The 25,462-nt window shown below is 74.2% G+C and carries 16 protein-coding genes and 1 pseudogene; 14 read left to right on the plus strand and 3 right to left on the minus strand.

All coding sequences use genetic code 11. The annotated features are described in order from the left end of the window. Nucleotides 1-343: 343 nt before the first annotated feature. The 6 genes from ACFVNO_RS18735 to ACFVNO_RS18760 all read left to right on the plus strand — a co-directional run bounded on the left by ACFVNO_RS18735 (nt 344) and on the right by ACFVNO_RS18760 (nt 10,469). Nucleotides 344-706, plus strand: coding sequence for a hypothetical protein (locus ACFVNO_RS18735; protein WP_220564341.1), 363 nt, complete (start codon nt 344-346; stop codon nt 704-706). Between the two features lie 664 nt (nt 707-1,370). After that, nucleotides 1,371-3,428 carry a protein kinase gene (locus ACFVNO_RS18740; protein WP_378894093.1) on the plus strand — a complete coding sequence of 686 codons (2,058 nt, stop codon included), beginning with the start codon at nt 1,371-1,373 and terminating at the stop codon, nt 3,426-3,428. Nucleotides 3,429-3,540: 112 nt separating this feature from the next. After that, the gene (locus ACFVNO_RS18745) at nt 3,541-5,670 is read left to right on the plus strand and encodes a WD40 repeat domain-containing serine/threonine protein kinase (protein WP_378894095.1); all 2,130 of its coding nucleotides are present in this window, start codon (nt 3,541-3,543) and stop codon (nt 5,668-5,670) included. Nucleotides 5,671-5,680: 10 nt separating this feature from the next. Beyond that, nucleotides 5,681-7,735 carry a WD40 repeat domain-containing serine/threonine protein kinase gene (locus tag ACFVNO_RS18750; protein ID WP_378894097.1) on the plus strand — a complete coding sequence of 685 codons (2,055 nt, stop codon included), beginning with the start codon at nt 5,681-5,683 and terminating at the stop codon, nt 7,733-7,735. Between the two features lie 47 nt (nt 7,736-7,782). After that, complete coding sequence (locus ACFVNO_RS18755; RefSeq protein WP_378894100.1) at nt 7,783-9,792, plus strand: acyl-ACP thioesterase; 2,010 nt, start codon at nt 7,783-7,785, stop codon at nt 9,790-9,792. Between the two features lie 158 nt (nt 9,793-9,950). Continuing rightward, nucleotides 9,951-10,469, plus strand: a complete 519-nt coding sequence (locus ACFVNO_RS18760; protein ID WP_355257666.1) for a hypothetical protein — start codon at nt 9,951-9,953, stop codon at nt 10,467-10,469. On the opposite strand, the gene eccD is transcribed toward ACFVNO_RS18760, so the two are convergent. After that, nucleotides 10,466-11,800, minus strand: a complete 1,335-nt coding sequence (gene eccD, locus ACFVNO_RS18765) for a type VII secretion integral membrane protein EccD (protein ID WP_378894280.1) — start codon at nt 11,798-11,800, stop codon at nt 10,466-10,468. The genes ACFVNO_RS18760 and eccD overlap by 4 nt on opposite strands. Before the next feature lie 288 nt (nt 11,801-12,088). On the opposite strand from eccD, the gene eccCa reads away from it, so the two are divergent. Beyond that, complete coding sequence (eccCa, locus tag ACFVNO_RS18770) at nt 12,089-16,042, plus strand: type VII secretion protein EccCa (RefSeq protein WP_378894285.1); 3,954 nt, start codon at nt 12,089-12,091, stop codon at nt 16,040-16,042. Between the two features lie 544 nt (nt 16,043-16,586). On the opposite strand, the gene ACFVNO_RS18775 is transcribed toward eccCa, so the two are convergent. After that, nucleotides 16,587-17,129: a hypothetical protein gene (locus tag ACFVNO_RS18775; protein WP_378894103.1), complete on the minus strand. Its 543-nt coding sequence runs from the start codon at nt 17,127-17,129 to the stop codon at nt 16,587-16,589. A gap of 753 nt (nt 17,130-17,882) precedes the next feature. Here ACFVNO_RS18775 and ACFVNO_RS18780 point away from each other — a divergent pair. The 6 genes and pseudogenes from ACFVNO_RS18780 to ACFVNO_RS18805 all read left to right on the plus strand — a co-directional run bounded on the left by ACFVNO_RS18780 (nt 17,883) and on the right by ACFVNO_RS18805 (nt 22,968). Then, complete coding sequence (locus tag ACFVNO_RS18780) at nt 17,883-19,007, plus strand: hypothetical protein (RefSeq protein ID WP_378894106.1); 1,125 nt, start codon at nt 17,883-17,885, stop codon at nt 19,005-19,007. 222 nt (nt 19,008-19,229) lie between these two features. Beyond that, nucleotides 19,230-19,478, plus strand: a complete 249-nt coding sequence (locus ACFVNO_RS18785) for a hypothetical protein (protein WP_255646960.1) — start codon at nt 19,230-19,232, stop codon at nt 19,476-19,478. Nucleotides 19,479-19,514: 36 nt separating this feature from the next. Then, nucleotides 19,515-19,811, plus strand: a complete 297-nt coding sequence (locus ACFVNO_RS18790) for a WXG100 family type VII secretion target (RefSeq protein WP_220564331.1) — start codon at nt 19,515-19,517, stop codon at nt 19,809-19,811. 14 nt (nt 19,812-19,825) lie between these two features. Beyond that, on the plus strand, nt 19,826-20,137 hold the full coding sequence (locus ACFVNO_RS18795) for a hypothetical protein (RefSeq protein WP_378894111.1): 312 nt from the start codon (nt 19,826-19,828) through the stop codon (nt 20,135-20,137). A gap of 41 nt (nt 20,138-20,178) precedes the next feature. Then, nucleotides 20,179-20,862: pseudogene (locus tag ACFVNO_RS18800) on the plus strand (protein kinase); the annotation flags it as partial. 1,206 nt (nt 20,863-22,068) lie between these two features. Then, nucleotides 22,069-22,968: a hypothetical protein gene (locus ACFVNO_RS18805; protein ID WP_378894299.1), complete on the plus strand. Its 900-nt coding sequence runs from the start codon at nt 22,069-22,071 to the stop codon at nt 22,966-22,968. A 64-nt stretch (nt 22,969-23,032) separates the two neighbouring features. Here the strand turns inward: ACFVNO_RS18805 and ACFVNO_RS18810 are convergent, their stop codons facing one another. Continuing rightward, nucleotides 23,033-24,370: a PQQ-binding-like beta-propeller repeat protein gene (locus tag ACFVNO_RS18810; protein WP_355257680.1), complete on the minus strand. Its 1,338-nt coding sequence runs from the start codon at nt 24,368-24,370 to the stop codon at nt 23,033-23,035. Between the two features lie 120 nt (nt 24,371-24,490). Here ACFVNO_RS18810 and ACFVNO_RS18815 point away from each other — a divergent pair, with 120 nt between their 5' ends. Further along, a complete protein-coding gene (locus ACFVNO_RS18815) occupies nt 24,491-25,420 on the plus strand; it encodes an AEC family transporter (RefSeq protein WP_355257683.1) in 930 nt (309 codons plus the stop codon). Nucleotides 25,421-25,462 lie beyond the last annotated feature (42 nt).

Genomic DNA, 25,462 nt, shown 5'->3' on the forward strand with positions numbered 1-25,462 from the left:
AGGCGACCCGGGATTACCGATGAGTAATCGCCATCCAGTGCCTCGGAGACTTGTTCGAAAAACATGGCCTGACCTGCATGTCTCATACGACACGTGGTCGAGACCCTTTCGTTAAATGTGACATTGGTCACTCTCAGAACTCTCGACTGCCGGGGGTGAGGTGCTGCTAGCATCCGGAACGCAAAGAATAACTACGAGGTAACGACAACCTCTGAACCTCACCAACTTTGTGGAGGGAAGCCGTCAACGCCCCAGGACGGGACGGCGGCCCTCGAACCGCGGCGACGTGGCCGCAACCGCCACACAGGCCATGACCGCGGCAACCGAGACACTGGAGACGACCTTGAGTCACTGGCGACTGAACAACCCCCGGGCCTCCCGGGTGAAGTCGGCACTTGCCAGACGGGTCAAGCACAAGCCCCGCCACGCCTTCTGCGCACAGCGCGCGATCACGGCCCTGCTGGGCGAACTCTCCGCCTCCACCTCCCGCCAGTTCTACTGGTCCGGAACCTCGGACATGGCCGTCATGTCGGTGAAGCACGACGTCAACGTGTGGTGCCGCGACGGCCGTTTCTTCTGGAACGACCTCTTCCAGGGCGGCACCATGTCGCACCCGGCCAGCGACCCGGTCGGCGCCGCCGAGAAGCTCAACCCGGTCGCCCTCCCCCCGGAGCCGTCGTACCGCTCCCAGCCGGTCGCCGCCTGACCGCCGCCCCGCACCCGGGCCCGCGCCCGGCGGACACGGGGTGAGCCACGGCAGGGCGCACCGCGCCCCCTAGGACTTCCACGGCCGACCCACCGCACGGTGGGTCGGCCGTCGTGCTGTTCCCCCCGCCCCGGCTCCCGCCCACACGGCCGCCCGTCCGCCCTTTCGGGCCCGGCCTCCCCGGCGGCGGACGCACCCCCGGCCCGGCGCCCCGAACCACCCCGAAGGTCCACCGTCCCGGGTCCACCTGCCCCGGACCCACCGGCCCCGGCCTCCCCGGCATGGGCGCACCGCCGCCCCGGCCCGGCACCCCGGACCACCCCGAGAGTCCACCGGCCCCGGGCCCACCTGCCCGGGCCGACGGCGGGCACAGCTCCGGCCCGACCCGGCCCCCGAGCCACCCCGAGGGTCCACCGTCCCGGGGTCCGCGGCGTCGCGATACCGGGGCGGTCCACTCATTCAAGGACTTTCTTCTCTTCCGCCCCAGAGCACCCAGGAGATCGGCGACGATCAGCCGCATAGGCGGACGAGGTACGGGAAACAGCATCAAGGGCGACCTTGGTCCCGAATCGTGCCCTAACGACGCCGACAACGGACTAAGGTGTCCCCTACCCCTCTCGCCCCGACCGCGTCCTCACCCACCCCTGGACCCCCCAGAGGACCCATGCGCCCCCTCACCCCCGACGAGCCCGACCGCCTCGGTGGTTTCCGCCTGATCGCCCATCTCGGTTCCGGCGATCTGGGCGCCGTGTACCTGGGCGTCTCCCCCGACGGCCGCCCCGCCGCGGTGCGCGCCGTACGCCGGGACTTCGCCGCCGACCCCGGGTTCCGCACCGGTTTCGCCCGCGACGCCGCCGAGGCCGCCCTCGTGCGCGGCCGCTTCACCCCTCCCCTGCTGGGCCACGACCTGTCCGCGGAACACCCCTGGGTGGCCACCGGCTTCGTCGCCGGCCCCTGCCTGCGCGACCTCGTCCGCGGCGGCGGGCCCCTGCCCGAGCCCTCCCTGCTCCTCCTGGCCCGGGGCCTGGCCGAGGCCCTGGAACGGCTGCACGGCCAGGGGTGCGTCCACCGCGACCTGTCCCCGGCGCACGTGCTCGTGGACGCCGCCGGACCGCGGCTGATCGGCCTGGGCATCGGCCGCGCCCTGGCGGACTCCGCCGCGCTCCGGGAGGCCCGACCGCCCGCCTACACCGCGCCCGAATACCTGGCCGGGCGCACCGTGCTGCCGGCCGGGGACCTGTTCTCGCTGGGCTCGGTCCTGTTGTTCGCCGCCACCGGCCGCGCCCCCTTCGACGCGGGGCCCGTGTCCGGGGCCGACGACCCGGCCGCGGTGGTCCGCCGGGTGCTGCGCGAGCCCCCGGACCTGTCCGGCCTCCCGGACGCGCTGCGCGACCTGGTCGGAGCCTGTCTGGACAAGCTCCCGGAGAACCGGCCGACGGCGGCGCGGCTGCTGGACGAGCTGGGCGGGCCGCTGCCCGAGGAGCCCCCGGAACCCGGCTGGCTGCCGCCCCGGAGCCGCGCGGCGGTCACCCGGGCGGAGGAGTCCTACCGCTCCGTGGCCGCTCCCGTCCTGGGGCCGCTGCCCCGGCCCGGGTTCGACCCCTTCCCCGTGACCGCCGCCCCCGGGCCCCGGCGGCGCGGTCGCGTCCTGCTGCGGCTGTGCGCGGTGCTCGCGGTCCTGCTGCTGATCGGGGTGGCGGGCGTGTACACGCTCTCCGGCCCGCGGGGCGGCTCCGGGCCCGCGGCCTCGTCCTGCCCCCTGCGCGACGGCGTCGCGGAGAGCCTGCCCCCGCCCGAGGACCCGCAGGTGGACTTCTCCGCCGACACCCTGGTGGAGCTGTCGTTCTCCCCGGACGGCGCGACCCTGGCCGTGGCCACCAACGACGGGGTCACCCTGTGGGACTGGCGCTCCTCCCTGGCCGTGGCGCACCTGCCCAACGACCGCGCGCTGCTGCCGCCCGCCCCGGCGGCCTTCAGCCCGGACGGCTGCCTGGTGGCCCAGGCCTCCCGGCAGGGCGCCCTGGTCACCGACCTGGCCACCGGGCGGAACCGGACGGTGGCCGCGGAGCGGCAGGTGCTGGCGGCGGCGTTCAGCCCCGACGGCGGGGAGCTGGCCCTGGCCACGGACGGCGGCCCCGGGCACGGCTACCTGCACCTGTACGACACCGTGTCCTGGGAGGAGACCGGTTCGCTCTCCGGATCGGGCGCCCTGGCCGACGTGCGGTACACACGCGACGGGCGGACCGTCGCGGCCGGGGAGTCCGGCGGCGGGGTCGTCGCCTGGCGCACCTCCGGGGAGCACCGGATCGGCGTCGTGCGGGACCGCAGCGGCGCGGGGGCGGGCGCGTTCGACGTGGTCCCCGGGGACGGGGGGGTACTGGTGCCCCGCGGCGACCGGGTGCTGCTGGTGGACCCGAGCACGGACCGGGAGGTGCGCGAGTTCGTCCCGGACCAGGGCCAAGGCGTCCCCGTCGACGTGGTCTACAGCGCCTCCTCGGACCTGGTCATCGCCGCCCTGCTGGGCCCGGGGACCGACGAGGCGGGCATGGCGGTGTGGGACTTCGCGAGCGGCGCGCCGGAGGACACCCAGTGGACGCCGCCCGCGCTGTTCCCCGTCGCGATCTCGCCGGACGGGTCGCGGGTGGCGGGCGTGCGCCAGGAGACCGGTGATATCGCCGTGTACGACATGGAAATGACGCTCATGGGCCTGCTGGCCGGGTGATCACCCGGGGTCCCGGTTCGGGCACTCCTCGAACGGTTCATCACGGGACCGCTACATTGACGGAGGACCCTCTCCGCCCCCGTACCCCGCACCCGTGAGGAACGTGTCCGCCGTGCGACCACTGTCCCCCGACGATCCGCAGCGCATCGGGCCCCACCGCCTGCTCGCCCGCCTGGGCGAGGGCGGCATGGGCAGGGTCTACCTGGCCCGGACCCCGGACGGCCATCTGTCCGCGCTCAAGGTGGTCCGCGAGGAACTGGCCCACGACCTGCTGTTCCGCAAGCGGTTCTCCCGCGAGGTGCGCACCGCGGGCCGGGTGCGCGGGCCGTTCACCCCCGCCGTGGTGGACGCCGACACCGAGACGGACGTGCCGTGGATGGCCACCGAGTACGTCCCGGGGCCGACCCTCAAGGAGGCGGTGCTGTCCGGTGCGCCGTTCCCCCCGGAGTCGCTGCTGGTCCTCACCCTGGGCCTGGCCCGGGCGCTGGGGACCATCCACGAGGCGGGGCTGATGCACCGCGACCTCAAGCCGAGCAACGTACTGCTGTCCCCGCGCGGGCCGCAGGTGATCGACTTCGGCATCGCCCGCGCGGTGGAGGGCACGGTGCTGACCCGCACCGGGCAGACCTTCGGCACCCCCGCCTACACCTCGCCCGAGCAGGTGGTGGGCGAGGGCGTCTCCCCCAAGAGCGACGTGTTCTCCCTGGCCGGGACGGTGCTGTTCGCGGCGAGCGGCGAACCGCCCTTCGGCGGGGGCCCGGTCGGCGGGGTGCTGCGGCGCGTGATGACCGGGGTGCCGAACCTGGCGGCCGCCCCCGAGGGGCCGCTGCGCGACATGCTCGCCCGCTGCCTGGCCAAGGACCCGGACGCGCGCCCGGAGGCCGCCGACATCCTCGCCGGGCTGGCGGAGCTGCCGCTGCCCTCCGTCGAGCACGGCTGGCTGCCCTCGCCGGTGACCGAGCAGATCGACCTCCGGAAGGACCGGGCCCGGTCCGTGGAGGAGGCCGAGCGCACCACCGAGGAGATGGCGCCGCCCCCTCCGTCCGTGCCCGGGCCGGAGGCGGTCCTGCCCGGCACCGGGCCCGGGTCCCCGTCCGGGCCCGGCGGCCGGGACCGCACACGCCGCCGGATCACCGCGGTGTCGGCGGCGGCCGCGGCGGCGGTCCTGCTGGGCGGCACCGCGCTGGCCCTGACCCTGCCCGAACGCGGGTCGCCGGCCGGGGGACCGGGGGCGGACCCCTCCGCCACGGCCGCCGCCGAACCGTCGGGGAGCCCGTCCGCCGAACCGTCGGAGGGCGGGGAGTCCCCGCTGGCCGGCTGGATCTACGACATGGTGTTCTCCGAGGACGGGGACACCCTGTACGTCTTCGGGATCTCCGGGGTCTCGGTCTGGGACTGGCGCGGCCAGGAGCTGGTCCGGACCCTGGCCTCCCCCGCCCCCGAGGCCGCGGACCTGCGCCCCGACGGCCTGACCGCCGTCGGCTTCGGCCTCAACGACGAGTACGTCATGCTGTGGGACGCCGAGACCGGCGAGGAGATCACCCGGATCGGCTACGACAACCAGGACCGGGGCTTCTACGACATGCCGGCCTTCACCGCCGACGGGTCCCGGGTGGCCGTGCTGGCCGCCGAGGGCGGGAACCCGGACAACGACCGGCTCATCCAGATCTGGGACGTGGAGACCGGGGACCCCGGCGACCTGGAGATCCCGGTGGACGGGGCGCTCAGCGAACTGGAGTTCGCCGTCGGCGACGCGTACCTGGTGGGCGTCGTCACGGACTGGGGCGACGACCCCTCCGACGTGACCGTCTGGGACGCGGAGACCGGCGAGGTCGTCCACACCCTGCCGGGGGAGCAGGGGGTGATCGGCTACGCGGCCCTGTCCCCCGACGGCCGGACCATGGCGGTCCACAACCGGGAGGGGGAGGTCCGGACCGTCGACATCGCCACCGGGGCAGTGCTGCGCACCATGGACGCCCCGTCCGAGGCGCACGGCTCCATCACCGGGCTCGGCTACTCCCACGACGGCGGCCTGCTGTACGGCGCCGCCTTCGGGTGGGCCGAGGACCGGGGCAGTGCCTGGGACCCGGCCACAGGGGAGCTGGTGCGCGATACCGACGTGCCGGTGTACGCGCCGCTGGCGGCCCACCCCGACGGGGAGCACCTGGCGGTCGTCGCGGACGGCGGGGGCCGGATCCTGATCCTCGACGGCGAGTACGCCACCGTGGCCGAGCTGACCTGAGGAGCCCGTCATGCGACCACTGACCCTCGGCGACCCGCGCGATGTCGGCCCCTACCGGATCCGGGCGCTGCTCGGGGTGGGCGGCATGGGCCGTGTCTACCTGGGCACCGGCCCCGACGGCACCGTCGCCGCCGTCAAGGCGGTGCGCGCCGAGTACGCCTACGACCCCGACTTCCGAGGCCGGTTCGCACGCGAACTGGACCTGGCCCGCCGTGTGCACGGCCCCTACACCCCCCGGGTGCTGGACGCCGATCCGGCCGGGCAGACGCCGTGGATGGCCACCGAGTACGTCATGGGGCCCTCCCTGCACGACCTGGTGCAGCTCACCGGCCCGCTCACCGAGGAGGCGGTCCGGTTCCTGGGCCGGGGGATCGCCGAGGCGCTGGGCCGGGTGCACGCGGACGGGGCTGTGCACCGCGACCTCAAGCCCGGCAACGTGATGGTGTCCGCGTCCGGCCCGCAGGTGATCGACTTCGGCATCGCGGGCGCGCTGGGGGACGCCCACGGCGAGGACGGCCGGATCATCGGCACCCCCGGGTACATGGCGCCGGAGAACGTGCGGAACGAGCCCGGCGGGACCGTGTCCGACGTGTTCGCGCTGGGCGGCGTACTGGTCTACGCCCTCACCGGCAGCGGCCCCTTCGGCGAGGGCCACCCGTCGGCGGTGCTGTACCGGATCACCCACCACGACCCGGTGCTGACCGGGGTGCCCGACTCCCTGCGGCCGCTGGTCACCGCCTGCCTGGAGAAGGACCCGGCCCTGCGGCCCACCACGGGCGAGGTCCTGGAGGTGCTGGGCGGCCCGGCCCCGCCCGCGGCCTCCGCCGCGGACTGGCTGCCGCCGCCCGCCGCGGCGCTCCTGGAGGCCACGGCCCGCGAGTACCGGGAGGCCGTGGAGTCGTCCGTGTACGCCCACCCGCTGGACAGGAGCGCGCTGGAGCGGTCCCGGCGGCGCCGCCGGCTCCTGGCCGCGGGCGCGGCCGCCACCGCGCTGGCCCTGGCCGGCGGGGTCGGCACCTGGGCCGCCGTGTCGTCGCCGGGCGAGGACGGGGGGCCCGAGGAGCGCCCCGGCTCCCGCGAGCGGTGCGACCTGGCCGAGCACATCGCCCCCGAGTACGCCGACGCCGCCCGGGAACACCCCCGGGCCCCCGGTTCACAGATGCTCACCCCGGTGTTCTCGCCCGACGGCGACGTCATGGTGGCCGGGGGCGACAGCGGCATCGCCCTGTGGGACTGGCGGGAGAAGACCGAGCTGGGCCTCATCGGCATCGAGACGGACGGCTTCGGGGCCGTCCCGGTGGTGTCCCCCGACGGCTGCCGCATCGCCTACGCCGACTCCGACGGGGTCCACGTCATCACGGTCGAGACCGGGGAGCACCGGGTCCTCCAGGAGGGCACCGACGCCGAGACGGTGGCGTTCGCCGCCGACGGCGGGTCCCTGCTGTACTCGGACTGGGGGTCGGACGCCGCCGTGATCGAGCTGGACCTGGAGACCGGCGAGGCCACCGGCCTCTACAAGGGGCCGGGCCCCGCCGACGAGATACGGACGACCCCCGGCGGCGGGCACGTCGTCGGCGTGGACCACAACGGGGTGCTGATCCTGTGGGAGGCCGGCACCCGCGAGGAGGTCCTGCGCCTGGAGGGGGTGCGGTCCACGCTGGGCTCCAACATCGCGTTCTCCGGATCGGAGATGTTCCACGTCACCCAGGACGGGCGGATCGTCCGCACCTCCCTGCCCGACGGGGAGCGGCTCGGGGAGTTCACCGCGGAGGTCCCCGAGGGCGGCTCTCTGGAAGAGGTCGCCGTGAACCCGACGGCCGACCGGGTGTACGCCAACTACAAGGGGTCGGACTTCTTCATCACCGAGGACGACCTGCCGCTGTTCGGGACCAAGGTGTGGGAGCTGTCCACCGGGCGGGAGATCACCGAGGACGGCGACGAGGGGTTCATCGAGTGGCTCACCGTGCACCCCGACGACGAGGTGCTCGCCGCCGTCCCCATCGGCAACGCGCCCGTCTGGGTGATCGACCCCGCCCGCATGAGGCTGATCGACCGCATCGGCTGATCCCCGCCGGCCGCCCCGCCCCGCTCCCGGAGACCCTCTGAAGGACCATGCAGCCCCTGCACCCGCACGACCCGCCCTCCGTCGGCCCCTACCGGCTCCACTCCCGGCTGGGCGAGGACGCCTACGCGCGCATCTACCTGGCCTCCGCCCCGGGCGGGCCGCCCGCGGCCGTGCGCGTGGTGCGCTCCGAGCACGCCACCGACGCCCGGTTCCGCGCGGCGTTCGGAGAGCTGGTGGAGGCCGGGTACCGGCTGGAGAGCGACCGTGTGTGCACGGTGCTGGCCGCCGACCTGCGCGGCGCGGTGCCGTGGGCGGCGGTGGAGCACCCCTACGGCATGGGGCTCCCCGACCTGGTGGCCGAGGTCGGGCCGCTGTCCACGGACGCTCTGCACGCGCTCGCCCTGCACCTGGCGCTGGCGCTCGACGACGTGCACGCGGCGGGCCGGGCGCACGGGTCGCTGTGGCCGGCCGGGGTGCTGGTCACCACCGAACGGGCCCTGCTGGCCGACCCCGGCCTGGAGTGGGCGGTCGCCGGTGTGGACCTGCGGGCGCCGCACCCCTCCTTCGCCGCCCCCGAGGGCGGGACCGGCCCGGGCACCGACGTGTTCTCATGGGCGGCCACGGTGTCGTACGCCGCGAGCGGCCTGGAGGGCCCCGCCGGGCTGCCCCGGGTACCGCTGCAACTGCGCGGCCTGGTGGAGGCGTGCCTGCGCAACAGCCCGGTGCTGCGGCCCGGCACCGCCGACCTGGTGCGGATGCTCGGCGGGCCGCGCGCGGCCGACCCCTGGCCGCGGGAGGTGCTGGCGGCGGTGCGCGCCCGGGCCGGGGAGCAGCGGGCGCTGGTCGAGGCCGCCGGGGACGCCCCTGCCGCCACGGACCCGCGGCCGCGCCCGCGGCGGGCCGTCGCGCTGGCGGCCGGCGCGGTGGCGCTGGCCGCCGTCGCGTCCGCCGGCGTGTGGGCCTGGCGGGACGCGGGCCGGGAGGAGGAGCCCGCAGCCCCGGTGATGTCCGAGGGCTCCCCCTGTTCGGAGGGGGTCGCCTACCCCGCCCCGGAGGACCGGCTGTCCGGGGAGCGGGCCCCGGCCTGGGCGCTGTCCTTCGACCCCTCCGGGGAGCTGCTGGCGGTGCTCACCACCGAGGGGCTGAGCATCTGGGACTGGGACACCCGGGAGGAGGTGGCCCGGCTGGCCGGGGTGTCCGGGCCGACGGCCCCGGTGTTCTCCCCGACGGGCTGCCTGGTGGCGGCCGGGGTGGAGCGCGAACTCGACGGCGTGGACACGCCGGTGACCATGGCGACCTCGTTCGACCTGCCGTCCGGGACGACCGTCGAGCACCTGGGCCCGCAGCGCGGCCCCAGCGGCCCCGACGGGGTGTGGGTGGACGAGCCGGAGTCGGTCCGGGAGGTCGGGTTCAGCCCCGACGGCTCGCTGATGACGGTCTTCGTCGACGCCCGCATGCAGGAGCCCCACGTGGGCCTGGTGGACACCGCCACCGGGGAGCCGGTGGGTCAGGCGGTCGAGGACTCCGTCATCACGGCGTCCATGCCCGACTCGGAGCGGATCATCACGGCCGACGCCTCGCAGCTGACGGTGTGGGACGTGCGCAGCGGCGAGGAGCTGCACACCGTCCGGGACCTGACCGAGCCGGACTTCCTCGTGGTCCCCGGCACCGACGAGGTGGTGTTCGTCTCCGGGGACCGGCTGGTGTGGTGGGACTACGCGCGGCGCCGCGAGGTGCGGTCGTTCACGATGGGCGGGTTCGCCGACGCCGGGACGAGGGCCGAGCTGGGGCACCTGGGGTTCTCCCCCGACGGGGAGCGGCTCTACGCGGACTGGTACGTCTTCACCGGGGCGGAGGGGGACCAGACCGCCGAGCACACCTCGTACGTGTGGGACGTCCGCAGCGGCGAGGACCTGCTGGCCGGCGCCGAGGACCCGCTCCGGTTCCGGCGCGCGGCGGAGCACCCGGACGGGGAGGCCCTGGTGGTCATCACCCCCGAGGACCGGGTGGTCCCGGTGGACCCGGACACCTTCGAGCCCGGCGAGCCGCTCTTCTGACCGGGGCCGGCGGGCCGGCGACGGGGGTCCGGGCGTGGCGGGCCGGGCGCGGCGGCTCCGGTTGGCCGGAACGCGCCAGGGGCCGGGGATTCCGCCCGGCGCGGCGATGGGCGTTATAGCGTGAAAGACCGCTTTCACTCCCGGGGGGACGAACGAACATGTCGGAATCCGCAGCGGCGCGCCGTGCCGCACGCCACCCGGCCGTGGCCGCCCTGTCCGGCCTGATCGAGCGCACCGGCGGCTCGGCGCGCGTCGAGACCGTGTTCGGCGCGCCGGTCTCCGACGGGGCGACGACGGTCGTCCCGGTGGCCCGGGTGGCGTCGCTGACGCTCATGGGCGGCGGCTCGGGGCGGTTCCTGGCCACCGGGGGCGACGGTGCGGGCGGGGTCGGCGCCGTACGGGCGCGCCCGGCCGGGTTCCTGGTGCTGGACGGCTCCGGCGCCCGCTACGAGGGGATCCGGCAGCCGGTGACGGCGCTGGTCCTGCCGCTGGCGGTGATCGGCGCGGTGGTGGCCACCCGCATCGTCGGGGTGTCCCTGCGCGAGGTGCGGCGGCGCCGCCGGATCGCCGCCCTCACCGAGGGCGCCGCCGCGGGGGCGGCCGCCCGGGAGCACGGGGAGGAGCCTCCGGCCCGGGACCGGTCCGAAGCGGCGGCACCGCCCCGGGTCACGGACTAGCCGGTCATGCGGGCGACCAGGCCGAACAGCCCCATCGCCCAGGCGAAGACCCCGGACATCGCGATGACCACCAGGATCTCCGTCCAGTTCAGGAGGCGGCGCAGCGACGCGCGCGGCACGTCGGTCAGACGCACCCAGCTCAGCGAGGCCAGGACCACGCCCGCGAGCAGCGCGGCCCCCGGCAGCCAGGCGGCGAGGAACCCGTACTCCCCGGCCACCGCGAACCCGGTCGCGCCGAACCCGACCAGGCCGGCCAGGCGCAGCGGCAGCACGTGCCGGATCCGGTCGAACAGGCGCGAGCGCAGCACCAGCAGCGTCGACAGCAGACCGCACAGCAGCAGGTCCGGCAGCCCTTCGGCGAGCACCCCGAGCAGGACCACGACCGCGCCCCCCGACACCGCCGCGCCCGTCACGATGCCCAGAAGCAGCCGGTCGCTGTTGGTGAAGGTGTCCTCGAACCGCTCGGTGGCGACCTGCCCCGAACGGCCCACCTCGTAGTCGAGTCCCGACAGCCCGCCCATCACCATCGCCACCCGCGGCAGCACGCCCACGCACAGCGCCAGCAGGATCCCCATCGACCGCGCCCCGTACACGGGCGACACGAAGATGCCCACCACGACCAGCACCGCGGCCGCCAGCGCCACGACGCCCAGTCCGGCGATGTAGGGCAGGCCCGTCTCGTGCAGCGCCCAGCCCACCGCCGCCACCAGCAGCGCGCCGACCAGCGCGAACGCCAGTGTCACCAGGGGCTCGGAGCGGGTGACCAGCCCGGCGGCGGTCGCCGCCGCCACCCCGCCCCACACGCAGGAGGCGGCGAGCAGCACGTGCGCGACGGCGGGCAGCGGCCGCCGGGCGGCCATCACCATCGCGCCGATCGCGAACAGGGTGCCCAGCACCGCCACGGCCAGGTGCCAGGGCGACGGGTACAGGCGCATCGCCGGCCCGAGCACCGCCAGCGGCCCGATCACGGCGGCCAGCAGGCCGAACGCGAAGGTCGTGGTGGGGTTCCAGATCCGCGCCGTCGCGTCGATCCGGTCCTCGACCGCCCCGCGCACGTCGTCCACGTGCGCGGGTCTCCCCAGAGCGGTGCGCCGTTCCAGCAGCAGCACGTCGCCGTCGTGCACCCCGGCCCCCTCCAGGGGCTCGTCCGGGTGGACGGGGGCGCCGTCGACGGTGGTGAGCGTCCAGGCCGCGGGTTCCAGTGACCCGTCGTCGGGGGCGCAGACCTCGACGATGCGCGGCATCAGCGCGGCCACGGGCACCGTCCCGGGCAGGGCCAGATCCGCCCAGCGTTCCGGACCGGTGACGGTCACCCGGCAGTATCCACTCACACCCATCGTTCCTTCGTCGTCTCGGCTCGGACGCCTTGTGCGGCGTCATGACCGGTCGGGGGCTGGACTGAAGTGAAATTAGGCGATTCGCGGCGTTCGCGAGATCATGCCTAGCGTAGTCACCCAGACACCAGCCCCCTGTAGGTGGACGGAAGAGAGGTGCCCGTGGCGACGAGGACGGTCCCCCGGCCTGCCCGCAGCGTTCCCCCCGCCCCCGGGACGTCCCCGCTGGTCATCGCAGCCCCTCCGCAGATGCCCGAGAACGCGCCCGCGTCGAGTTCCGGTGCCATGATCATCATGCCGATCATCACCGGTTCGGGGTCGCTGCTGATGTCGATCACCATGGGTCACCGCCCGCTGATGGCCGTCGCCGGGGTCATGATCATGCTCGCCAGCGTGGTCGTGGGCATCATCATGTTCGTCGCCCAGCACAACGGCCCCCGCAAGCGCATCCGCGAGCAGCGCGAACGCTACCTCGACTACCTGGACCAGCTGCGCGAGATCGTCCGGGACGTCGCCTCGACCCAGCGGGCCGACAACGCGTTCCGCCACCCCGCCCCCGACCTGCTCACCGAGCCGGCGCGGTCGCGCGCCCGGCGCTGGGAGCGGCGCGCCACCGACCCCGACTTCCTCGACGCGCGCCTGGGCACGGGCACCCGGCCGCTGGCCCGGCGGCTCAAGCTGAAGGTCGACACCTCCTCCCCGCTCATCGTCTACGACCCCGTCTGCCAGGGCGCCGCCGACCAGCTCATCGACCTCTACGCGGACGTGCCCGAGATGCCGCTGGTGCTGCCGCTGCGCGAGTACGGCGTGGTCTCGGTGATCGGCGACCGGGCCGCCGGGCGCTCCCTGGTCCGGGCGCTCCTCGCCCAGCTCGCGGTGTTCCACTCCCCGCACGACCTGCGGGTGGGCGTGGTCCGCGACCAGCGGCTGCGCGACCGGTGGGAGTGGCTCAAGTGGCTGCCGCACAACACGTTCGAGGACGCCAAGGACGGGCCCATGCCCGCCCGGTTCGTCGCCGGGAACACGGTGCAGGCCGCCGAACTCCTCGCCGACGAGATCGAACGCCGCACCGTGGACCTGCAACGGCGGCGCGGACGCCCGCCGGGCCCGGGCACGCAGCGGCTGGTAGTGGTCCTCGACGGAGAGCACCAGTCCACCCTGTCCGGGCTGGCCGCCGAACCCCCGGTGGCCTCCCTGGCCGACCTGGGCATCCACGTCATCGCCCTGGTCTCCGACAAGCGCGAGGAGCCCGAGGCGGTCGACCTGCGCCTGCGCATCGACGCCGACGGGGTCCTGACTCAGGACGGCGACGGGCTCGCCACCGAGGACGGGGACCCCCTCCACCCGCCCCTGGAGGGCAGGGCGGACCGGGCCGGCGTCGCCCACCTCACCACCCTGTCCCGCCTCCTGGCGCCCTACGGCATCGCCGCCTCCGACGGCGACGACGCCATGCACTCCACCGTCGGCCTGCCCGAGATCCTCGGCGTGCCCGACGTCGCCCACCTCGACACCCGCCGCACCTGGGCGCGCCGCAGCACCGGCGACTACCTGCGGGTGCCCATCGGGATCGGGCCCGGCGGCAACACGGTGCTGCTGGACCTGAAGGAGGCGGCGTTCGGCGGCATGGGCCCGCACGGGCTGGTGGTCGGTGCCACCGGCTCCGGCAAGTCCGAGATGCTGCGGACCATGGTGGCGTCGCTGGTCATCAACCATTCGCCGGAGAACCTGGCACTGCTGCTGGTGGACTTCAAGGGCGGCGCGACCTTCGCCGACACCGACCGGCTGCCGCACAGCTCCGGGCTCATCACCAACCTGGCCGACGACGACTCGCTGGTGGCCCGGTTCCGCGAGGCCACCTTCGGCGAGCTGGTGCGCCGCCAGCAGATCCTCAAGGACGCCGGGAACCTGCCCAACCTGCACGCCTACGAGGCGGCCAGGGAGGGCGACCCCTCGCTGGAGCCGCTGCCGCACCTGCTCATCATCATCGACGAGTTCTCCGAGCTGCTCACCGCCCACCCGGACTTCGCCGAGCTGTTCGTGGCGATCGGACGCATCGGCCGGTCGATCGGCGTGCACCTGCTGCTGGCCACCCAGCGCCTGGAGTCCGGGAAGATCAAGGGGCTGGAGTCGCACCTGTCCTACCGGATCGGCCTGCGCACGTTCTCCGAGGCGGAGAGCCGCGAGGCGATCGGGGTGGGCGACGCCTACCACCTGCCGCCCGAGCCCGGCTCCGGGTACCTGAAGGTGGACACCTCGGTGTTCGAGCGGTTCAAGGCCGCCATGGTGTCGGGGCCCTACGAGCCGCCCGCGCAGGAGGAGAAGGACGAGCACGAGCCGGTGCTGCCGCTGCTGTCCTACAACGGCCTGGACAAGGTCACCGGCGCCGGGTCCCTGGTGGACTCCCTGATCGGCTCGCTCAAGGGCCGCCAGGAGGCGCCCAAGGCGGAGAAGCGGACCATCCTCCAGGTCATCGTGGACCGGCTGGTCGCCTCCGGGGCGGCGCCGGTGCGGCCGGTGTGGCTGCCGCCGCTGCCCGAGCTGCTCACCCTCGACACCGTGCTCGCCGCACTGGGCGAGGGCGGCGAGAACGGTGAGGACGGCGTGGAAGGCGCGGACGGCGGGAGCAGGGTCCCGACGGGGCCGGGCACCGAGCCGCCGGCCGAGGAGATGCGCGCCGTGTTCGGGCTCACCGACATCCCGCGCGAGCAGCGCACCGTGCCCGCGGAGCTGGACTTCACCGGCGGCGAGGGCAACGTGGTGATCCTGGGCGGGCCCCAGTCCGGCAAGTCGACGATGCTGCGCACCCTGGTCGCCTCCCTCGCCTGGCGGTACCCGCCGGGCCGGGTCGTCGTGTACGCCATCGACTTCGGCGGCGGCGGGCTCCAGTCGCTCGACGGGCTGCCGCACGTGGCGGGCGTGGCCGGTCGCGCCGACCCCGAGAAGGTGCAGCGGGTGCTGGTGGACGTGCGCGCCCAGCTCGACCGGCGCCAGCGGGCGTTCCGCAAGTACAAGCTGGACTCCCCCGCGGCGCTGCGCCGGGCGCGCGCCGAGGGGAAGGTGCCCGAGAGCGTCTCGGGCGACGTGTTCCTGATGATCGACGGCTGGTCGTCGGTCCGGGACACCTTCGACGAGGCCGACGAGTTCCTCATGGACATCGCCACCCGGGGCCCCTCCCTGGGCGTGCACACCATCCTCACCGGGGCCGCGTCCTCCCAGGTGCGGTCCCGGCTCCAGGCGCTCTTCGGCGGCCGGTTCGAGCTGCGGCTCAGCGACCCCATGGACTCGGGGATCGGCCGCAAGGTCGCCGACGAGGTCCCCAAGGACACCCCGGGCCGCGGCCTGACCGCCGCCGAGCACCACACCCACGTGGCGCTGCCCCGGGTGGACGGGTCGGCGACCGACGCCGACCTGTCCGAGGGACTGGCCGACCTCATCGCCCGCGTCGGCGAGCGATGGCCCCAGGGTGCGGTGCAGGGCGTCAAGACCCTGCCCGCCCGGGTGGAGCTGGACGACCTGCTCAAGGGCCGCCGCGCCCCCCGGGGCCGCCGCCTGGAGCTGGTGCTGGGCATGGCCGAGAGCACCCTGGCCCCGGCCACCACCGACCTCACCCGCGACCCGCACCTGGTGGTGTTCGGCGACCCGCAGAGCGGCAAGAGCGCCCTGCTGCGCGGGCTGGTCAAGCAGATCATGCGGCGGCCGGCCAAGGAGATCGGCATCGTCATGGTGGACTTCCGGCGCAGCCACCTGGAGCTGGTGCCGGAGGAGTACCTGCTGGCGTACTGCACCACCACCGAGCAGACGAACGCGGTCGCCAGGAACCTCGCCGGGTCGCTCAAGGAGCGCCTGCCCGGCCCGGACGTCACCCCCAAGCAGCTGCGCGAGCGCAGCTGGTGGAAGGGCCTGGACCTGTACGTCGTCGTGGACGACATGGACATGACGGGGTCGCGGTCCAACCCGCTGGCGCCGCTGGCCCCGTTCATCCCCCAGGGCGCCGACCTCGGCCTGCACGTCATCGCGGCCCGCCGCACCGGCGGCGCGGCCCGCGCCCTGTTCGAACCGGTGCTCCAGGCGCTCAACGACATGGCCAGCCCGGGCGTGCTGTTCTCCGGCGACCGCATGGAGGGCCGCCTCTCCAACGGCACCGCCTCCCGCCAGCTCCCCCCGGGCCGCGCCCTGCTGGCCCGCCGCGGCCAGCGCCCCGACCTCCTCCAGGTCGGCTGGAGCGAACCCCCGGCCTGACCCCGCGCGGGGAGGCCCCGCCTCCCCGCGCCCGCCTGGCCGGAACCGGCCACGGTTCCGGTCCGTCCGCTCCCGCAGGCCGGCATCCGGTGGTGTCCTCCCCGCGGCCTCCCCGGCTCCGAAGGGCTCTCAGGCCCTACCGGAACGGCCCCGGCGAAGTCGCGGCCGGGGCCGCGCCACGGCACACCGGATCACCCTGTCCGTCCGCGCGAAGGCGTACAAGCCGTCGTCCACCCGCACTGGCAGGGCCCCGTGTCGTCCGACCCTTCACCGCGGGGACTGACCGTCCCCGCTCATCGCCCCGCCCCTCGCCCGAGCCCCGGCCCCGCCCGGGAGCACATCCGTTCATTCGACGTACAACCGCTCTACTGTGAACGCCCGCACGGCCTACCACGCCCGATCCGATCCGGCCAGGCCCACGTGAGGAATCCCTTCCCCCTTACGCAGCACAAGCGTCAACGCACGAAGTAGGAGAGCCGACACCACGGGAAGAAGTATGTGCCATGCCCTCGGCCATTCCCGAGAGAACACGGTTCAGCGGATTTCACAAGCGCCCATCACCGCAGTCGACGTATTCGGCGATACTCTCGCGATACTCCTCCTGCGAATCGAACTCGCCAGAGAATCGATCCTTGTATGATCGGGCAAAATCGAACGCATTCTGTTCTTCTCCGCACCAATCAATGGTGTTGGCTTCCAAAATTCCGGCAAGGGAGTCGTCTATCGAGTCCACATCAGACCACACCTCCTCCCAAGGAGACCACTTTCCAGGGTCTTGCTCCACCCGGTATCCATCCTGTTCTTCTGTCAGGATTCCATGCTCGACCAAAATTTCGTAATCTTCTCCGGAAGACCCGAGGACTCCGTCCTCACCCTGCTCGAGGATCATGCGATCCAATACAGCAAGACGAACCGCCCGATGCACCCAATCCGGACCATGCCACGGCTCAGCATCCTCTGCCGCTTCGGAAGCCGAAGTATCAACGGAGTTCGAACATCCCATCAAAGGCGCCAGAACAAAGAAAGCGAGGACAACAGAACCCGCCCTAGGAGCCCGACTCATTCTGACCACCACCGAACCTCCCATCACCATAATTCTCACAGCACCCCATGAACCGCGGAGCTCCAGCAAAAGAATTTCAGTCAAATCATCATCGACACCCCAGAACGGACAGCCCTCCAAAACGGACCGACTTCCACCGTTTTCGAATTCGCTTCAAAAAGAGTTAATAGTTTTAATATATGAACCTCTCCCCGTGATTCTTTCGGGCGATGCTTTGCTCGGAAATCCCGGACACGACCTCCCTCTGAACAGATTCGACAATAGATACCGCACCACCCTCCGCCTTGCACCCGCCCCACGGGCGGGCCGGCCCCCATCGACCCGGGATGGACTGCCGCCGGACTGCGGCGGTCGGCACATCCGGGCACCCACGGTCGACGCGGAGGCCGCTTCGGTGCCCCTTCGACCCGCCACCCCGGTCGTCCGCCGTCGATGCGCGGCGACGAACGGAAGCGGGAGGCCGCCTGACGGGGTACCGGGAGCGCTCTGGCGGCCGAAGGGGGCGGCCGTTCCGACAGGAGGACGGGCCCGTGGAACACCTCGGCTGAAAGTCCCAGGACTCCGCCCCGGGCAGGGGACGCCGGCACCGACGGTGGCCGGAACCGGCCATCGGAGCGCACCGGATCCGGCCCGTCACCTCGTGCTCGCGGGTACCGCGTTCCATTCCGAGTCCCCCCGGTGAACGTTTTGTCACCGGTCGAACCGTAATCTTCCTAGGGGCATCCCACCCCCCGCACGCTCGGAACCCGGCACCGTTCCCCCGAAAGGCAGTCCCCCATGCGGCGCACCCTGGCTCTGACCGTGTGCCTGCTCGCGCTCACCGCCTGCACAGGCACAGCGGCGGACGAACCCGGCGAGGACACCCCCGAGACCGTCGAGGACCTCGCCGAGGAGGGACCCGTCGGCCTGGCCCTCGTGCACCGAGGCTACGAGGGCGGCGATCCCGAGGCCGACCAGGCCCTGGTCTTCCACGACGCGGAGACGGGGCGCCCCCTGCACCGGTTCGACCTGCCCGACGGCTCCGTCGACCCCATGGCCACCGCGCCGCCCGTGCACGCGCGCTTCTCCGAGGACTGGGCGTACTACGTGTACGCCACCCGCGAGCCCAACGCCGTCCACGTCGCCGTCCTCACGGACTCCGAGGAGACCCCGCCCACGGCCGAGCCCACCGAGGGGGAGGAGCCCTCCGCGTTCTTCTACCTGCCGGTGGAGAGCATCACCCCGCCCGCCGGGGAGGTGCTGTCCGCGCCGGCCGTGCACGGCGACCGCCTGTGGTTCGTCTCCGACAACCCCGCCGACGCCAACCCGCCCCGGGTGCTGTCGGTGCCCCTGGACGCCCCCGCGGGCACCCCCAACCAGGAGGGCAGCCTGCCGCTGGGCGAGAACCGGCGGCCCAGCGACTGGTCGCTCACCCCGGACGGGGCCCTGCACATCCGCGACAGCGTGCAGACCCGCACCGTGAGCGGCGGCGGGAACCTCGTGGTGCGCGAGACCTCCGGCAGCGTCGTCAACGCGACCCTGACCATCGACGGCGTCCCCTGGCAGAGCTTCGACGACGCGCCCGTCTGGGGTTCGGGGACCGCCCTGCTGCGGTCCGCCGCCACCGCCGGCGAGCCCGCCGCGGGCGCCTACCTGGTGTCCGTCGACGGACAGGCGCACACCGCCGCCCGGGTCCTGGAGGACGCCGACGGGCCCGTCGAGCAGTACGCGCTGCCGGCGGAGCGCGACGCGGCCCTGGTGCAGACGCCCGCCGCCTGGTTCCGGGTCGACCTGGGCGAGGACGGGGAGGTCGCCGGAACCGAGGAGCTGTTCCCCCGGTTCCACGACGCGTCCATGGACGGGTGGCCGCTGGCCGTGCGGTGGGTGCGCACTCCGGTCCCCACGGAAAGCCCCACAGAATGAGACATTTCGGATGTCCGCCCCGCGTTGACCCTCAGGCCCGGAATTTACTATCGTCCGTATCGTCCCCTCCTTTCTCACGGTGGCCGAAAAGCCACCCGGAGGAACCCCCGCCCCCGAACAACCGGAAAGGTCACGATGTCACACGTCGGTATTGAGAATCACGATGCCCTCGCAAGCGGCGGAGAACAGCTCGGACAGGAATCCGACAATCTCCGGACCCAGATGGGGCAGCTCATCGACGACATGAGCCAGGACGCCAACGTCCTCCAGGGCCAGTCCCTCAAGGACTTCAACGACGCCAAGCAGGCCCTCTCCGAGCGCTTCGAAGAGCTCATGACCTGGTGCGGCCAGAACGGCATCAAGTTGAACGAGGGGCAGAGCCAGTTCAACCTCACCGACCAGGAATCGAGTGACGTCCTCGGCCAGTCCGCCGCCGACCTCGGCGGGCTTTCCCGGCCGATCAACGCCTGACCCCCGTTCCCTCTTTTCCGAGAAAGGGCGTACCCCATGGGAGCCTCCAACTTCGACGTCTACGGCGACGTCGCCGGTATCCAGGGCCTGGCCGAGGACCAGCAGGCGCACCTGGGCCGGTTCACCGCGATCATGAGCCAGATCCACGAGCAGTCCGAGTCCACCGTGAGCAAGTGGGAGGGGTCGGGCAGCCCGCAGTTCCAGAGCAAGGCGCAGGAGTTCGACACCCACTTCTCCGAGGTGAACGCGGCGTTCGCGACGCTGATCGCGGCCACCAGTGACACCGCGGACAACTACAGCAAGCTCACCCGGTACCTGGACGGTCTGTTCTAGTAGGCTCGGCGACGATGTCCACCCCTCCCCCTACCGACCCGGAGCCGCAGCTCCCCGAGGCGTTCCACTACACGCCCGACGAGGAGAAGTACGTCCTCCAGGCGGACGCGCTGCGCCACCGCCAGCTGCGGTCGGCGCTGCTGTACGGGTCCAGCCGCTACTGGCGGCGGCGCCAGCAGGTGTGGCCCGCGGTGATCGGCGGACTCATCCTCGTCGCGCTGATCTGCGGCGTCATCGCCCTGGTGGGGGCCTTCGGCAGACAGCAGGAGGTCAACGAAGAACGCGGGTGGGGCGCGAACGCCCAGGAGACGTCCGCGCGGCCCTGACCCGCCGCCCGTCCACCCACACCTAGGGGGTCCTTCCTCTCATGTCCTCATGGGCGCCCGGGTACGAGACGCCGGTCCCGTTGACGCAGGGGCGTCGAGCCCGTATCGTGCGCGCGACCCGGTCCACCAGCGGGGCCGACGTCGTGCTCAAGGTGATGCCGTCGAACCGCGGGCGGACCGAGCTCGAACGGCTGCGCGACCTCAGCGGCGTGCCCGGCGTGGTGCCCCTGCTGGACGCGGGGAGCACCGCGGACGGGAACTTCTTCGTGGCGCTGCCGTTCTACCCGGACGGCTCGTTCGCGGAGCTGCTGGCGAGCAAGGGACCGGCGCCGGTGCAGGAGGCGGCGGCGGTCGCGCGCCGGATCGCGGAGGCGCTGGAGGCGATGCACCGGCGGGGGATGCTGCACGGGGACGTGTGCCCGGGGAACGTGCTGCGCGCGGGGCGCACCCCGGTGCTGACGGGGTTCGGTGCGGTGCACCGCCCGGGGGAGGCCCCGCCGCCGCCCGACCCGCGGGCGGAGTCGTTCCTGCACGCCTCGCCGGAGGCGCTGCGCGGCGAGCCCCGCACCCCGGCGTCGGACGTGTACCAGCTGGCGTCCACGGTGTGGACGCTGCTGGTGGGGCGGCCGCCGTTCGCGGAGGGGTCGTTCGACCCGCGCACGTACGCGGAGCGCGTGCTCACCCACGAGGTGCGGCCGGTCCCTCGGAACGACGTGTCCCGCAAGCTGCGCGGAGTGCTCACCCGCGCGCTGGCCAAGGACCCCGGCGAGCGCTACCCGAGCGCGGCGGCCTTCGCCAACGCCTTCGAGCAGGCCCGATCCCCCCGCCCGACCCCCGAGCCCCAGCCGCACACCACCCCCTCCGGGGTGCAGCCCGCGGCCGCCTCGTGGAACCCTGAGCCCCCCTCCACCAGCGCTCCCGCACCCGCACAGCCAACCGCCCCCTCCGGCGCGCACCCCGCCGCGGCCACTTGGGATGCGACCGCCTCAGCACCCTCCGGGGTACAGCCCCCGGCCGCCGCGTGGAACCCTGAGCTCCCCTCCACCAGCGCTCCCGCACCCGCACAGCCAACCGCCCCCTCCGGCGCGCACCCCGCCGCGGCCACTTGGGACGCAACCGCCTCAGCACCCTCCGGGGTACAGCCCGCGGCCACCGCGTGGCCCCCCGAGATGCCCTCCACCGGTGCTCCCGCACCGGGCTCCCTCTCCGGCGCCCACCCCGCCTCAGCCACATGGGACACAACCGCCCCGGCACCCTCCGGCGCGCACCCTGCCGCAGCCGCATGGGACGCATCCGCCTCGGCACCCTCCGGAGTACAGCCCCCGGCCGCCGCATGGAACCCCGAAACGCCCCCCACCGGCGCTCCCGCACCGGCACAGCCACCCGCACCACCAGCACCGGGCGCGCCCTCCGGCGCGCACCCCACTGCCGCCTCGTGGTTCTCGGAAGCACCCCACGCCACACCGGCCCCGGGCGGTACGCCCTCCGAGGCACAGCCGCACACCGCCCCGTCCCCCGGCCCCTCTGGCGCGCAGCCCCCAGCGGCCACGTGGGACGCAACCGCCGCACCGGCCACCGGCCACACCGTGGAGCCTCCGGGGCCGGGCGCTCCCGGGGCGCACACGCCTTCGGGCGCGCGCCCCGCGTACACCCCCTCCGGGGCGCAGCCCGCGGCGGCCGCGTGGGGGTCCGAGCCCCCCACCGCCCCGGGCATGCCCGCGCCTCCCGTGTCCGGACCGCACTCCGCGACAGCCCCTTCCGGCCCGCATCCCGGGCACGGACCGGCTTCGGGAGGACGGCCGCCGGGCCCCTCCGGCGCGTCCCACACCCCGCCGTCCGCGCCCGCGGCGGCTCCCTCGGGTCCGCACCCGGCGGCCGCGTGGGACGCCGCGACACCCCCACCTCCCGGCGTCCCGGGCGGCGGGTACCCCGTGCGGCCGCCCGAGAGCACGGCCCCGGGTACGGGCCCGCATCCGGCGTACGCGCCGCCGTCCGGCCCGCACCCGGCGGCCGCGTGGAACCCCGCCCCGCCCGCCGCGCCGACCGGCCTGGAGGGGAGCAGGCTGCCCGCCGTCGATGCCGGCGGGACCGCCGAGATCATGATGGCCAAGCTGCGCGGCGAGGAGATCTCACCGCTGCGCGCCTGGTCGCGGCTGGAGGGCTGGACGGGCGACGGCTGGGCCTCCTTCCTGCCCGTCGACACGATCGAGCAGGAGGAGGACACCGCCGGCCGGCTCCCCGCCGTCTTCGACGACACCCCCTCCCGGTGGCGCCGCCACCTGCACATCGCCGTCTCGGTCTGCGGCATCCTGCTGGTCACCGCCGTCTCCGGCGTGTTCGCGTCCGCGGCGCCGCGGCCCGCGGCGGAGACGACGGCCGCCGCGGAGCCCGCCGAGGAGCCGCGGCCGTCCGAGGAGCCCGCCGACGAGGCCGTCTCGCCCAGCGCCCCGCCGGAGGTGGCCGCCCCCACCGCCGTCGCCCTCCAGGACAACCTCGGCAACGTCATGCTCACCTGGACCGACAACAGCGGCGGCACCGCGTCCTTCTTCGTCCTGGGCGGCCCCCGGGGACACGACCCCGCGACCCTGGCCCGCACCGGCCCCGGGGTGGTGTCCGCACAGGTCCTCACCGAGGACACGGTGATGGAGTACTGCTTCACCGTCATCGCGGTGGACGGCTCCTCCGCCCCCGCCGCCGAGGTCTGCACCGCGCGCGAGGCGGCCCGGGAGGCCGCCCGCGAGGCGGAGGAGGAGGCCGAGCGCGAAGCCGAGGAGGAGGCACGGGAGGAAGAGGAGGCGGAGCCCTCGGCCCCGCCCTCGCCCCGCGGGTAGGCGTGCCCCGCGGACACGCACCGCCCCGGCGCACACCGCCCCGCCGCGCGGCGCCGCGTGCGGGTCAGCGCAGCGCGACGACCCGTCCGGGCCCGCGCCACCGCTCGGTGTCCTCCGTGACCAGGACGGCCCCCGGTACCCGGACGGCGACCGGGCCCGCGCGATAGGCGTGGGGCCCGGGCTCCGGCCGGGTCCCGTCCGCTGCCGGGCCCAGCGGGATCCTGCGCACCCCGCCGTCCCAGGAGAGGACCTCCGCGGTCACCGGCCCGCGGACGGAGTCGGGCCCCTCCACGAAGTGCAGGCGCAGCACCCCGTCGGACAGCCGCCACCCCCGGTGGGTCTCCGACTCCCCCGGGCGGGCCGGTGCGGTGACCTCCTCCCGCACGGTGCCGTCGAAGCCCACGTACCGGTACTCGACCTCGTCCGTGTCGGTGTCCCAGGCGTGGTCCACGTACCCGTCCGCCCCGAAGGCGACCCGGCGGCGCTCCACGTCGTGCAGGAAGGTCCCCGGGACCTCCTCCCCCGTGGCCGGTTCCAGCAGCCGGTGGAGCAGCCGCCCGCCCGGGTCGGTGTACGGCAGCTCCCACATCAGCACCGCGCCGTCCGGCGAGGCGGTCAGCTCCGGGACGGCCGCCGTGTGGTCGGTGAACCCGTGCTCCCGCTCCCACAGGACCCGACCGGTATCCGGTTCCAGCGCGACCGCGACGGCCGTGTGGTCCCCGTCCCCGTCCGTGAAGGTGCCGGTGACGGCCACCGCCCCGGGGGTGACGGCGACGTCCCCGTGGTGGAAGGCCTCCGGGTCGGGGACCGGCGGGTCCACCCCGTGGGACCAGGCCCGCCCGCCGTCGAACAGGGAGCGCGCGGTCACCGTGACCGCCGCGCCCTCGCCCCGGACCGAGACCCGCAGACCGTCGGTGAGGTGTTCCTCCCCGAGGTCCCCCTCCTCGCGGCCCCCGTCCCCCCGGCCCCCGTCCTCCCGGTACGCGCCGACGATCTCTCCGGTCCCGGTGGACAGCGCCAGCACGTCCCGGAAGCCGTGGCCCGCGTAGGCCAGCAGCAGGGTCTCCCGGTCGGGGGTGACGGCGGCCCGCGCCACGCGCCGGCCCCGCTCCCGGTGGTGCCACAGTTCCGCACCGGTGTCCCCCGCCAGGGCGATGACGCCGTCGTCGAGCACCATCAGGGCGCCGGAGACCCCGGCCAGCACCCGGTGGAGCCCCCGGCCCTCGGGAGCGGACCACTCCCAGGCGACCTCCGACACCGTGCCGACCTCCCGGGGACGGTACACCGGCCCGCCAGGGGAGGCGCGGTCCACCGGGTCCGGGTGCGGAGAAGGGGCCGCGGCGCACACGATCGCCGCGGCGGCCGCGCACAGGGCCGCGGCACGGGTTCTCCGGATGACCACGGGGACCGCCTTCCGGACGGGTGGGGAGTGCGGTAGAGCGTAGCCGGTGTGACCCGCACCCTGGCAGCCCTCCCCGGTACGGGGGTACCGTCCAAAGGTCCCCGAGCCCTTGGAGGTGCCGTGTCCGGCGTGGTCACCGGTTTCGGCGTCATCACCACCGTCGTCGTCATCGGCTACATGCTGGGACGCCTCTCGCTCCTGGGCAACGGCGCCCGCGACGTGCTCAGCGCCCTGGCCTTCTACGTGGCCGGCCCCGCGCTGATGTTCACGATCCTGCTCGACACCGACCTGTCGGTGCTGTGGTCGGGCAAGGTCGTGGTGAGCGCCCTGAGCGTCGCGGCCGTGGTCCTCGTCGTGGTCGCGGCCGGCCTGCTGCGCCGCTGGGGCGTATCCCGCACCACCATGTCCGCACTGACCTCCTCCTACGTGAACGCCGGGAACCTGGGCCTGCCCATCGCCTCCTACGTCCTGGGCGACGCCTCCCTGGTGGCCCCGATCCTGCTGACGCAGATGCTGGTCATGGCCCCGGTCGCCGTGACCGTGCTGGACCTGTCCGGCGGCGACGTCCGCGGCGCGGGCCCGGTGCTGCGCCGTGCCCTGAGCACCCCCGTGCGCAACCCGCTGCTGCTGGCCTCCCTGGCCGGGGTGACGGTCTCGGCGGTGGGATGGTCGCCGCCCGCCCCGTTCCTGGAGCCGTTCGAGCTGATCGGCGGTATGGCGGTCCCGGCGATGCTGCTCGCGTTCGGCATCTCCCTGCACGGCTCCGGCATGCCCGGGCGCGGCCCCCAGCGCGGCTCCGTGCTGTTCGCGGTGGCCCTGAAATCCGTCGTGCAGCCCCTCGTGGCGTGGGCGCTGGGCGCCCTGGCCTTCGGCCTGTCCGGCCCGGACCTGTTCGCGGTGGTGGTGCTGGCGGCGCTGCCCACGGCCCAGAACGTGTTCACCTACTCCCTGCGCTTCGGCGTCGAGGTCGACACCGTCCGCGACACCGTGCTGATCTCCACGTTCGCGACGGTCCCGGTGCTCTTCGCGGTGACCTTCCTGCTGGGCTGACGCCGGGGCCCGCCCCTGCCGGACCGCCCCCGCCGGACCGGC

It is taken from the genome of Nocardiopsis sp. NPDC057823 (genome assembly GCF_042797335.1).
Lineage (GTDB): Bacteria > Actinomycetota > Actinomycetes > Streptosporangiales > Streptosporangiaceae > Nocardiopsis > Nocardiopsis changdeensis.

Bases quoted from the DNA above. Each gene is read 5' to 3' on its own strand.
- ACFVNO_RS18790 (WP_220564331.1), top strand. From the start codon at position 19,515: ATGGGAGCCTCCAACTTCGACGTCTACGGCGACGTCGCCGGTATCCAG.
- ACFVNO_RS18755 (WP_378894100.1), top strand. From the start codon at position 7,783: ATGCAGCCCCTGCACCCGCACGACCCGCCCTCCGTCGGCCCCTACCGG.
- eccCa (WP_378894285.1), top strand. From the start codon at position 12,089: ATGATCATCATGCCGATCATCACCGGTTCGGGGTCGCTGCTGATGTCG.
- ACFVNO_RS18780 (WP_378894106.1), top strand. From the start codon at position 17,883: ATGCGGCGCACCCTGGCTCTGACCGTGTGCCTGCTCGCGCTCACCGCC.
- ACFVNO_RS18775 (WP_378894103.1), bottom strand. From the start codon at position 17,129: ATGGGAGGTTCGGTGGTGGTCAGAATGAGTCGGGCTCCTAGGGCGGGT.
- ACFVNO_RS18795 (WP_378894111.1), top strand. From the start codon at position 19,826: ATGTCCACCCCTCCCCCTACCGACCCGGAGCCGCAGCTCCCCGAGGCG.
- ACFVNO_RS18740 (WP_378894093.1), top strand. From the start codon at position 1,371: ATGCGCCCCCTCACCCCCGACGAGCCCGACCGCCTCGGTGGTTTCCGC.
- ACFVNO_RS18760 (WP_355257666.1), top strand. From the start codon at position 9,951: ATGTCGGAATCCGCAGCGGCGCGCCGTGCCGCACGCCACCCGGCCGTG.
- ACFVNO_RS18750 (WP_378894097.1), top strand. From the start codon at position 5,681: ATGCGACCACTGACCCTCGGCGACCCGCGCGATGTCGGCCCCTACCGG.
- ACFVNO_RS18785 (WP_255646960.1), top strand. From the start codon at position 19,230: ATGGGGCAGCTCATCGACGACATGAGCCAGGACGCCAACGTCCTCCAG.